Annotated in this window: 8 protein-coding genes; 7 read left to right on the plus strand and 1 reads right to left on the minus strand. The window is 75.6% G+C overall.

What is annotated here, in order from left to right:
* The coding region (locus I6A60_RS39970; RefSeq protein WP_203055869.1) for an amidohydrolase family protein at positions 1-498 on the plus strand (498 nt) is incomplete at its 5' end.
* Positions 499-508: 10 nt separating this feature from the next.
* Positions 509-1,171: a phosphoribosyltransferase family protein gene (locus I6A60_RS39975; RefSeq protein WP_307874114.1), complete on the plus strand. Its 663-nt coding sequence runs from the start codon at positions 509-511 to the stop codon at positions 1,169-1,171.
* Between the two features lie 41 nt (positions 1,172-1,212).
* On the opposite strand, the gene I6A60_RS39980 is transcribed toward I6A60_RS39975, so the two are convergent.
* The gene (locus I6A60_RS39980; protein WP_203011878.1) at positions 1,213-2,172 is read right to left on the minus strand and encodes a zinc-binding dehydrogenase; all 960 of its coding nucleotides are present in this window, start codon (positions 2,170-2,172) and stop codon (positions 1,213-1,215) included.
* A 203-nt stretch (positions 2,173-2,375) separates the two neighbouring features.
* Here I6A60_RS39980 and I6A60_RS39985 point away from each other — a divergent pair, with 203 nt between their 5' ends.
* The 5 genes from I6A60_RS39985 (at position 2,376) to I6A60_RS40005 (ending at position 8,336) form a co-directional block, all read left to right on the plus strand.
* The gene (locus tag I6A60_RS39985) at positions 2,376-2,756 is read left to right on the plus strand and encodes a TfoX/Sxy family protein (RefSeq protein ID WP_203011877.1); all 381 of its coding nucleotides are present in this window, start codon (positions 2,376-2,378) and stop codon (positions 2,754-2,756) included.
* Positions 2,757-2,958: 202 nt separating this feature from the next.
* On the plus strand, positions 2,959-4,245 hold the full coding sequence (locus I6A60_RS39990; RefSeq protein ID WP_203011875.1) for a septum formation family protein: 1,287 nt from the start codon (positions 2,959-2,961) through the stop codon (positions 4,243-4,245).
* A 142-nt stretch (positions 4,246-4,387) separates the two neighbouring features.
* Positions 4,388-5,647 (plus strand): septum formation family protein, encoded by a 1,260-nt coding sequence (locus tag I6A60_RS43840; RefSeq protein ID WP_203011873.1) that lies wholly within the window; start codon positions 4,388-4,390, stop codon positions 5,645-5,647.
* A 112-nt stretch (positions 5,648-5,759) separates the two neighbouring features.
* Positions 5,760-6,785, plus strand: a complete 1,026-nt coding sequence (locus tag I6A60_RS40000; protein WP_203024811.1) for a septum formation family protein — start codon at positions 5,760-5,762, stop codon at positions 6,783-6,785.
* A 78-nt stretch (positions 6,786-6,863) separates the two neighbouring features.
* Positions 6,864-8,336 (plus strand): amidase, encoded by a 1,473-nt coding sequence (locus tag I6A60_RS40005; protein ID WP_203024810.1) that lies wholly within the window; start codon positions 6,864-6,866, stop codon positions 8,334-8,336.
* Positions 8,337-8,546: the final 210 nt, after the last annotated feature.

The raw sequence follows: 8,546 nt of genomic DNA on the forward strand, positions 1-8,546 counted from the left end.
GCGCAGCTGCGCCGCGCCGGGGTCACCGTCGGCCTCGGCGTCGACAACCCGAGCCTCAATCCGGACGTCGACCTGATCGCCGAGGCACGCTGGGCGGCCCGGCTCGCCCGGCTGCGCGACGGCGACCCGAGGGCCGGCGGCCAGCTCGACGAGGCCGCGCTGCTGCGCATGATGACCGTCGACGGCGCCCGCTGCCTGGGCCTCGATCAGGAGATCGGCCGGCTGCGCCCCGGGATGCGGGCCGATGTCACCGTCCTCGACGCGGCCGGCCCGCACTGGTGGCCCCGGGTCAACGACTGGCCGGCGGCCGTCGTCCGCCACGCCCGCGCGTCCGACGTCCGCCACGTGCTGGTCGACGGCCGCTGGGTGCTGCGCGACGGCCGCTGGGTGCTGCGCGACGGGGCCGCGACCTGGCTCGGCGCCGGCGCGCTGGGCGCGCTGCGGGCCGACGCCGAGCGGGCGGCCACCGGCCTGCTGGCACGCGCGGGACTGACGTGACGGCACAGCCGTGACGACCGACGACAGGCGAACCGACGACCGTGGTGAGGGAGCAGCCGAGATGGCGGACGAGCGGGCCACCTACCGCGCGACGGTCGGGTCGCAGGAGATCGAGCTGCCGCTCACCCGGATCTCCACGGACCTGACCGTCGCGCTGCTGATGACGATCGACGTAGGCGTCGCGTTCATCCAGCAGGCGGGCGCCGACCTCGCGGCGCTGCTGGCGCCGAGCCGGCCGCAGGTCGTCGTCTCGGCGGCCACCCTGGGCATCCCGGTCGCGATCGAGGTCAGCCGGGCGCTCGGGCTGGACGACTACGTGATCCTGCAGAAGACGCCGAAGGCGCACCTCGCCGACGCCCTCGCCGAGCCGCTCCAGTCGATCACGACCGGGGTGCCGCAGCGGCTGCTGCTGGACCGGGCCCGAGTGCCGGCCGTCGCCGGGCGGCGGGTGGCGCTGGTCGACGACGTCATCGCGACCGGGGGCTCGATCGCGGCGTCGCTGCGCCTGCTGCGCGCCGCCGGCGCCGACGTCGTCACGATCGGCACGCTGCTCGTAGAAGGGGCCGCGTGGGGGCCGGCCCTGGGCGCGGACGCGGCGCTGGTCACCGCCCTCGGGCGCATCCCGGTCTTTCGCCCGACGGCGACCGGGGGGCTCGCCGAGGACTGGGACTGAGCTCCGGCCACCGGCCCGCCCCCGGCGGGGGCGTCCGCCGGTCAGCGCCGGACTACGAGCAGGGTCTTGCCGACGGTGGCGCGGGCGGCGATCGCGCCGTGGGCCGCGGCGGCCTCCTCCAACGGGAACCGCTGCCCGATCAGGGGGCGCAGGCCACCTGCCGCGGCCGCCGCGAGCGCGGCCAGCAGGTACCGACGGTTGTCGGCCGGGCTCGGCCGTCCCCGCACGACCGTGACCCCCCGGGCCGCCGCCTCCTCGTCGGTCACCGCCGCCCAGCTACCGCTGGTCAGCCCGTAGGAGAGCAGCCGCCCGCCAGGGGCGAGCAGGTCGAAGGCGGCCCGGCCGATCGCCCCGCCGACGCCGTCGAGGGCGACGTCCACGGCGCCCACCGCGTCGCGCACGTCCTGCGGCCAGTCGTCGCGCAGGTAGTCGACGGCGACCTGGGCGCCGAGGTCAGCGGCCAGCGCCACCTTCGCGGCACCGCCTGCGGCGGCGACGACCGTCGCTCCGGCCGCCCGGGCCAGCTGCACCAGCAGCGAGCCGACACCGCCCGCCGCGCCGTCGACCAGCACCCGCTCACCCGGCGCGACCTTCGTCGCGTCCAGCAGCCAGCTGGCGGTCCGTCCGTCGGCGAGCACCGCGGTCGCCGCGTCGACGCCGAGGCCGTCGGGCACCTCGGCGAGGCTGTCGGCGTCGACCGCCACCCGCTCGGCGTAGCCGCCGGAGCCACCCAGGCTGGCGACGACCCGACGGCCCAGCAGCCCCCGGTCCACGCCCGCGCCGACCTCGGTCACGACGCCGCCGACCCCGTTGCCCGGGACGACCGGCGCCGCGACCTGGAACGGCCCCGGGGCGCCCGACCGGATCAGCGTGTCGAGGAAGGTCACGTTCGCCACCTCGACCGCGATGACGACCTGGCCCGGCCCGGCGACCGGGTCCGGCGCCGTCCCGGCCACCAGCACCTCAGGGCCACCGAACTCCCGCAACCACACCGCGCGCATGTATCTCCTCCAGGTCGGCCAGCCTTACCGCCCAAGTCGACAACCTCAAGCCCGGATGAGGTCAACGGGCTGGGCGGGGAAGTTGTCGGTGGCCGCGATGACAATGGCGGCGGCGGAGCACCGACGGAACCGTGACGGATCGTCGGCGCCGGCCAGCCCGGCGGCGGCTCGCGGCCGCGGCGCACGGCGAGGGAGGTCTGGCGATGGCGTTCGACGCGGAGCTGGCGGAGCGGGTCCGGGACGTGCTCGGGCCGCGGGCCGGGCTGACCGAGAAGCGCATGTTCAGCGGGCTGGCGTTCCTGCTGGACGGGAACATGGTGTGCGCCGTGATGTCCAGGGGCCTGATGCTGCGCGTCGGCCCCGACGCCTACCCGACCGCGATCATCCAGGACGGGGTGGGCCCGTTCGAGATGCGGGGCCGCGCGATGAACGGCTGGGTGCTCGTCGATCCCGCGGCCGTCGCCGGCACCGACGCGCTGATCGACTGGCTCGACCAGGGCGTCCGGTTCGCCGGCAGCCTCCCGCCCGGGGGCACCGCGACGAAGAAGGCGAGCAGGCGGACGGCCCGCGGCGCGGCCTCGTAGGCCCGGACGCCGCCCCGCGCCCCGGCCCCCAGAGGCGGGCAATTCAGCCCTTCGCGACATAGCGCAGTAATATGCGCGCCACAGTTCCTGCACCCCCGGGGGGGCCGGGCGGCGGGGCCCCGCCCCGGGCCCGCCCCCCCCCGCCCGGCGGGGGGGGCCCCCCGCCCCGGCCGTGGCGACAGACAGGTGGACCGAGAAACACATGGCGGACGAGGTTTCCCGCGAGCAGCAGCCTGCCCCCGCGCGGCCGCCGGCAGCGGAGCCCACAGCTCCCGATCTCGCCGGCCTCGCGGACGGCCCTCCACCGGACGCTCGCGACCTGCGCCGGCGATACCTGGAGGCGACCGGCCAGTCCACGCCCGCGCGGCCAACCGCCGGTCCGGGTTCCCCAGCCTCGCCGGGATACCCCACACCGACGGGCGTCCCGACGCCGGCAGGCCCGCCGTTGCTCTGGGGAAGTCCCCAGTTGCCCAGCCAGCCATCGCCCGTCGGACGGTCCCGGCGACGAAAGGCCCGGGCCGCGCTCGCCGTCACGGCCGGAGTCGTCGTGCTGGCCGCCCTCGGGCTCACCGCGGTCGGCATCACGCGCGGCCGCGGCGGCGGGAGCGCCGACGCCGCGGCCGTGGCCGCCCCGACGAGGACGCCTGGAGCCCTGCTGCCCACCCAGCCGGCCGGCTCCGCGAGCCCCGCGGCCACCCTCACCGGGACGCCCGACCCGGAGCTGGACGGGCGTGACTACCTGCGCGGCGACTGCTACCGCTGGAACCAGGACGCGGACCACACTGTCGTCCAGGACGTGTCCTGCCAGGTACCGCACCTGTTCGAGGCGGTCGCCGACGCCCCCGTCTCGATCGCCGCGGACTACCCGCCCGGCGCCCGCTACCCGTCCGACGCCGACTGGGACGCCATCGGCGCCCGGTACTGCACCAGCCCCGTCGAGACCTACCTCGGGTATCCGCTCGATCCCCACGGCAGGTTCGTCATCGGGCGCATCGTGCCCACCGAGTCGGGCTGGCGGACCGACGACCGGGACGTCGTCTGCGGCCTGCAGGGCGTGGTGCCCAGCGTCGACGAGAGTCCCGGCCGGATCGACCTGATCACCGGGGCCGTACGCGGCGTGGACCAGTCGTTCGTCTACCCGACCGGCGAGTGCCTCGACAGCGTCACGGCGGCCGACGTCACCGTCGTGGACTGCGCGGCCACCCACGACCTCCTCGCGATCGGTGACACCCGGCTGCCGGACACGACCACCGGCGCGCCGCCGAGCGATGCCGTGATCGAGCGCCAGTGCCTGGGCGTCGCCCACGCGAACCTCGGGCCGGCGTTCCAGGAGACCGCGACCGTCCGGGTCGGCTGGTTCCAGATCGCGCCGGAGAGCTGGCGCGTCGGCAGCCACACGACGACCTGCACGGTCAGCTACGTGACCGCCGCGGGCGACCCGCGCGGCGTCATGGGCGAGCAGCTGCACCCGGCGGGGCGCCTGTCCTGACGGCCGGCCGACGCCGGTGGTCACCACCCGGCCACAGCGGAACACCGACCAGCACCAGCCGGATTCACCGAGACATCTGGGGCGCTACCGTCCCGGCGCCAGACCCGGGCGCCGCGCCCCGGGCCGACGAAATGGGGGAACCGTGACAGACGACGTGGGCGAGGACCCTGACGCAGCGGGCGAACCGCGGCCGGGCCGAGCCCGGCGCGCCAGGAAGGGACAGGGCGACGACCCGTTCGCGGACCTGGTGCTGGACGAGTCGTTCGTCAAGGGCGCGTCGGTCTACGAGGCCCCCGCCCGCACCCGCGCGGCGGTCCGCCGCTACTCCGCCGACGGGCCGGCCGTGTCCCGGACCCGCCGTCGGACGCGGCGGTCGAAGACGCCGTCGCCGACGCCGTCCCCGCGCGACTGGAGCCCGGCCGAAGAGCCCCGCCCGCGTAGGCGCGGCCGGCTCCTCGTCGGCGTCGGCACGGTCCTGGTCCTCGCTCTGGGCGCCGGATACCTACTGTTCGGCGACGTCCTGCACCACTCGCCACGGTCGGCGCCCGCGGCCGCCGCCACCCCGGCCGGCACGCTGACCGCGAGCCCCGCGGCCACGACGGACCCGCCGGTCGAGCTGGCCGACCGCCCCTACCAGCGCGGGCACTGCTACCTGTGGGACCAGACGGCCGATCTCGCCAGCGTCGACGAGGTCACCTGCGACAGCCCGCACCTGTTCGAGGCGGCGGCCGACGGGACCGTCAGCATCGCCGACGAGTTCCCCCTACGCGCCGGCTACCCGACCGAGGACCAGTGGCTGGACATCGACAAGCGCTACTGCCTGGCGACCGTGGAGAAGTTCCTCGGCTACCCGCTGGACCCCTACGGCCGGTTCCAGAACGGGGCGATCCGCCCAGCCGAGGACAGCTGGCAGACCGGGGACCGGGCCCTGCACTGCGGCCTGAACGGCTCCGTCCCGGGCCTGGTGGTGACGAACCACGACCAGCAGCTGTTCTCTGGGAAGGTCGAGGGCGCCGACCAGGCCTGGGTCTACCCCGTCGGCACCTGCCTGTCCGCGCCGGACGCCAGCCAGACCACCCACGTGGTCGCCTGCGCCGAGCCGCACCGGTCCGTCGCGATCGGGACCGGCCGCCTGCCTGACACCGCAGACGGCACACCCCCGTCGGAGGCCTCCTTCGTCCAGCAGGCCGTGACGCGGTGCGCAGCGGTCGCGCGCGGCGCCCTTGGCCAGTCGTTCCGCCAGACCACGACCGAGCGGATCGGCTTCTACCCGATCCGGCCCGAGAGCTGGCGGGCGGGAACCCGGGCATTCACCTGCACCATCGACTACACAACTGCGGCGAACCAACCACGGACGGTGACAGGCGACCAACTTCACCCCACACAGGGCGTCCTCGCCTGACGAATCTGGCAAGACTAGGACTCTGGCAGGGCTAGGACCCTGAGAAGGCTAGGACCGGTGGCCGCGCCGCGGCCACTCCCCCCGTCACCGGCGAGCAGAGGGTGAGAACCAGGTGACTGACTGGAAGCCCTGGCGACGGTCGTTCTGGTGGGGGCGTAACGCGGTCGGGCTGGACGTGGTGCTCGTGCTCGCCGCGGTCACGGTCGGGGTTCTGGCGTTCGGCCCGACCGGGCGGCACGACGCGACCACGGCCGCCGACGACGGCGCGGCCGGCGCGACGACGGCGCCCGAGCCGACCACCACCGGCGACGTCACCCTCGACCACCTCGACTTCCGGCGCGGCGACTGCTATCGCTGGACCCAGGGCACGGGTCTCGACGGGACCGCCCAGCAGGTGCCGTGCGCCGAGCCGCACCTGTTCGAGGCGGTGTCGACCGCGACGCTCGACCCCGGGGTGTACCCGGCGGGCGGCGCCTACCCGACGGAGACCGGCTGGGCCTCGATCACCGACAGGCTGTGCGCCCCGGCGGCGTCCGAGTTCCTGGGCTACCCGCTGGACCCGGACGGCCTGTTCGCGACCGGGGCGGTCCGGCCGTCGACGAACAGCTGGGACGAGGGTGACCGGAGCCTGGTCTGCGGGCTTCGCCAGCGCTCGCTGGTCGCCGCCCCGCCGGCGGGCGAGCTGCCGGCGTTCACCGGGATCGTCGAGGGCGCCGACCAGTCGCTGGTCTACCCGGCCGGCTCCTGCCTGGCCGAGACCGCCGACGGGGTGCAGGGCACGGTGCCCTGCGAGGCCCCGCACCAGGCCGTGGCCGTCGGCGCGATCACGCTGCCCGCGCGGCCCGGCGAGGTCGCCCCCGACACCAGCCAGTTCCAGCTGCTCGCCGAGCCGCGCTGCATGGCCATCGCCAAGACCTACCTGGGCCAGGACTTCCACGACTCGCCGACGGCGCAGACCGGCTGGGTCTGGATCTCGGCGGCCAGCTGGAAGGCGGGCTCCCGGTCGTTCACGTGCACCGTCGACTACCGAACCGCGACCGGCGCCCTGCGGACGGTCACCAGCGCGCCGACGGGCCCGGTCATCCCGACGAACCCGGCCGCGCCGCCGGTCGCCCTCAGCGGCGGCCTGGCCACCTAGACCGCCTGCCGACGCGCGCCCGGATCGCACAGGTGACACGATCACGGCGTCACGCAGGGATCTCACGGTGGAGGGGCGATGGACTTCGCGCGGTACCGGTCGCTGGACGCGACGGCGATGGCCGAGCTGGTGGCCGGCGGCGAGGTGAAGCCGGCCGAGCTGCTCGCCGCGGCCCGCGACCGCGCCGCCGCCGTCAACCCGAGGCTCAACGCGATCATCCGGCCGATGGACGACCTCGCCGACGCGCGCCTGGACGAGGAGCTGTCCGGCCCGTTCGCCGGCGTGCCGTTCCTGCTGAAGGACCTCGGCCAGGACTACGCCGGCGTGCCGATGTCCGCCGGGTGCCGGGCGCTGAAGGACCACGTCCCGACCGAGCACGCGACGGTCGTCCAGCGCTGGCTCGACGCGGGCCTGGTGATCTTCGGCAAGACCAACACCCCCGAGTTCGGCTCCAAGGGCATCACCGAGCCGCAGCTGTGGGGGGCGACCCGCAACCCGTGGAACCTGGCGCACACGCCCGGCGGGTCATCCGGCGGCTCCGCGGCCGCGGTCGCCGCCGGGATCGTGCCGGTGGCCGGCGCGAACGACGGCGGTGGGTCCATCCGCATCCCGGCCGCGTGCTGCGGCCTGTTCGGCCTGAAGGCTGGCCGTGGCGTCGTCCCGCACGGCCCCGCCGAGGGCGACGGCAACGCGATGTCGGCGCAGGGCGTGCTCTCCCGCTCGGTCCGCGACACCGCCGCGATGCTCGACGTCCTGGCCGGCGCCGACCCGTACGCCCCGTCCCTGCCGGCCACCCTGCCGCCCGGCAGCTACCTGGCCGAGGTGGGCCGCGACCCGGGACGGCTGCGGATCGGGGTGCGCACGACGTCCGCGCTCAACCCGACGCCGTCCCCCGAGGCCGTCGCCGCGCTCGACGACGCGACCGCGCTGCTGCGCGAGCTGGGCCACGACGTCGAGGCCGTCGAGCAGGTCGTCGACGAGAAGGCGCTGGCGACGGACTTCCTGACCGCCTGGTACGTGAAGACCGCGCATCTGGTCGCCCAGGCGCGGGCCGCCGGCGGGGACGGCTTCGAGACCGACACGCTGATCATCGCGGAGCTCGGCCGGACCACCGACGCGCTGTCCCTGGAGCTGGCCCGGTCGCGCTGGCACGGCTACACCCGGGCGCTGGTGGACTTCCACCGCCGCTACGACCTGCTGCTCACCCCGACACTCGCCCGCGAGCCGCTGAAGGTCGCCGAGGTCACCACGTCGGCGCTGGAGACGGCCGCCGGCATGTCCCTGGTCCGGCTGCGGGCCGGCAAGCTGCTGCGCCGGCTCGGGGTGATCGAGAAGGCGGTGCTCGCGAACCTGAGCTGGGTGCCGTTCACCCAGCTGGCGAACCTGACCGGGCGGCCCGCGATGAGCGTTCCGCTGTACTGGACCGACGGCGGCCTGCCGCTCGGTGTGCAGTTCGTCGCCCCGCTGGGCGGCGAGGGCACGCTGCTGCGCGTCGCCGCCCAGCTGGAGGCCGCCCGTCCCTGGTTCGACCGGGTGCCTGACCTGGCCTGACCACCCCGGCAAGATCATCGGGCCGGTCGGCCGCGGCTCGTCAACGGCGTGGACAACGGCGTTAGAACAGAAAAATGAGATGCGACGGACGCCGGGGCCGGGCGATCCTTGTTCCCATGCACACCGAGACCGAAAGAGCTGGGTCGCGCGGGCCCTGGCGAAAACGAGCCCCCGCCCCCCGCCCCCGCGGCGCCGGCGGGCGGGCGGGGG

Source organism: Frankia sp. AgB1.9, assembly GCF_016786355.1.
Taxonomy (GTDB): Bacteria; Actinomycetota; Actinomycetes; order Frankiales; family Frankiaceae; genus Pseudofrankia.